This window comes from Candidatus Agathobaculum pullicola (assembly GCF_052117205.1).
In the GTDB taxonomy this organism is placed as follows: Bacteria; Bacillota; Clostridia; order Oscillospirales; family Butyricicoccaceae; genus Agathobaculum; species Agathobaculum pullicola.
Map to the genome: position 1 here is coordinate 1 of NZ_JBQKJP010000092.1, position 2,110 is coordinate 2,110.

Consider the following 2,110-nt stretch of genomic DNA (forward strand, 5'->3'; position numbering starts at 1 on the left):
GCCTACCACAAATGGGCTTGCGGAAAATTGAGCCGCAGAACTTCGGAAAACGAACAGTTAGCGGACAAGATTGCAAGAATCCATATGGAAAGCCCAGATAAAGGCTACCGGAGACTGAATGACAATCTGCGCCATGATTATGGCATCCATGTCAATGACAAGAGAGTGCTGCGAATCTGCCGGGCCAGAGATATACGGTCTACTGTGAAATACCATAACCACGGCTGTACCAGGCAGGCCAAGAATCCTCAGCATCTTGCCGAAAACCTGCTGGGCCGTCAATTTTACGCTGACAAACCCAATGAGAAGTGGCTTACTGATGTGACAGAGTTCAAATGGTATGAGGGTATTGAGGTACATAAGCTCTATCTGAGCGCGATTCTGGACCTCTGTGACCGGCGCATCGTGGCCTATGCGCTGAGTGAGCGCAATGACAATCCCCTCGCGTATTCAAGACCTTTGACAGGGCTGTTAAGCTCAATCCAGACGCACGTCCTCTGTTCCACAGTGACAGAGGCTACCAATATACAAGCCGAGCATTCCACCAGAAACTTGTACAGGCGGGAATGATACAGAGTATGTCCCGCGTGGCACATTGTATTGACAATGGCCCTATGGAAGGTTTTTGGGGGATCTTGAAACGGGAACGCTATTATGGCAGGCATTTTACCAGTAAGCAGGAGCTTGTTCAGATGATTGTGAGCTACATCTGCTACTACAATACCAGAAGAGTTCAGCGCAATCTGGGCGTGCTGACTCCGATGAAGAAGCACGAGTTGTGCCTTGCTGCATAAAAAGCGGCTGGCAGCGCATTGGCTGCCAGCCGGGAAAACTTTATATTTTTCACTGTCCTCTTGACGGGTAGCGGTAAAGATAAGTTTTTCGCACCATCGATGATAAGTTGGGACGCAATGATGATTGCTCATGTAGGTTTGTCAAACTATTGGACAGAGAACTCTGAAGGAGAAAGCCAACCCAGAGGCCTCATGGGAAAGTTGTTGGAGCGGCGGTTATGGACGGCAAGCTGTCTTGTGAAGTCTTGGAGGGAGTAAAAGCAGTGGGAAGAATAAAAACGCTTTTGATCCTCCCGGTGGCTACGCTCCACCTTGCCGTTATGGCGTGGGGTGTAGGGACGAATGAGTTTATGCCGGACACCTAACGCAGCGGCGATAGTCTCGAACAGGGTGGGCAGATTCTGTTTGCTGTTGGAAAAGCGGTTGGTGAACTCAAAACCATTGTCCGTTTGGATGCATTCCACCCGGATACCTCGACGGGCGTACCACTTGAACAACTTTTTCAGGAAATCAGCGGAAGAATAGGTGGTTTGATCAGGATAGGCAGCCAGAAATCGCAGGCGGGTAAACTCGTCAATGGCGGTGTACTGGTAGAGGCGCAGTTGCGGATCGGCAATACATTTGCGGGGAACCACCTTTACGTCCACCTGGACCCGCTGGCCGGGATAGGTCATCTGCTCATAAGGCTTTGGTTTATACAATTTTTTCTTCGAAGCAGCAGGAAATAGCCCTAGTTTGCGCAAGACCCGGAACAAGCTTTCCGGACGGCGGGTATAGCCTCGCAGCCGCAGTCGGTGCCACAGCTCCGCCATGCCAAGGTTGGGATTGCGGCGGCGCATATCCAAAATCAGCTTCAGTTCTGTCTCCGTATGCTGATTGGGATGGCCGTGCGGCCGCCGGGACTGGCAGGACAGAGATTTCACCGTGCCATCCCATCGAGCCTTCCAGAAATAGATGTACGACCGGCTTTTGTTGTACTTCCGGCTGGCGCGGCTGACACCGTATTTCTCTGCGTATTTCATTAGAGATTGCCGATACGCCATGTCCTGTGTTATACTCTTGCTCATGAAGGATATGGCCCCCTTTTCGTCAAGTTAAGTGTCGCAACTCAACTTTAACCGATGAGGTCTTATCCTTCATCCTTTTTTATTCAACTGTCCAAGATGTATTGTACTCCTACAAGTTGGGACGCAATGATGATTGCTCATGTAGGTTTGTCAAACATATTGGACAGAGAACTCTAAGGGAGAAAACCAACCTAGAGGCCTCATGGGAAAGTTGTTGGAGTGGCGATTATGGATAGCGAGCTGCTTGGC

The 2,110-nt window shown here is 50.2% G+C and carries 3 protein-coding genes; 2 read left to right on the forward strand and 1 reads right to left on the reverse strand.

Going from position 1 to position 2,110, the window contains the following annotated elements:
• Both ACTQ3V_RS15465 and ACTQ3V_RS15470 read left to right on the forward strand, forming a co-directional pair.
• On the forward strand, nt 1–570 hold a 570-nt coding region (locus ACTQ3V_RS15465; protein ID WP_441468277.1), incomplete at its 5' end, for an IS3 family transposase.
• A gap of 44 nt (nt 571–614) precedes the next feature.
• On the forward strand, nt 615–794 hold the full coding sequence (locus ACTQ3V_RS15470) for an IS3 family transposase (RefSeq protein WP_502918991.1): 180 nt from the start codon (nt 615–617) through the stop codon (nt 792–794).
• Between the two features lie 146 nt (nt 795–940).
• Here the strand turns inward: ACTQ3V_RS15470 and ACTQ3V_RS15475 are convergent, their stop codons facing one another.
• Nucleotides 941–1,861: a DDE-type integrase/transposase/recombinase gene (locus tag ACTQ3V_RS15475; protein ID WP_441468278.1), complete on the reverse strand. Its 921-nt coding sequence runs from the start codon at nt 1,859–1,861 to the stop codon at nt 941–943.
• Nucleotides 1,862–2,110: the final 249 nt, after the last annotated feature.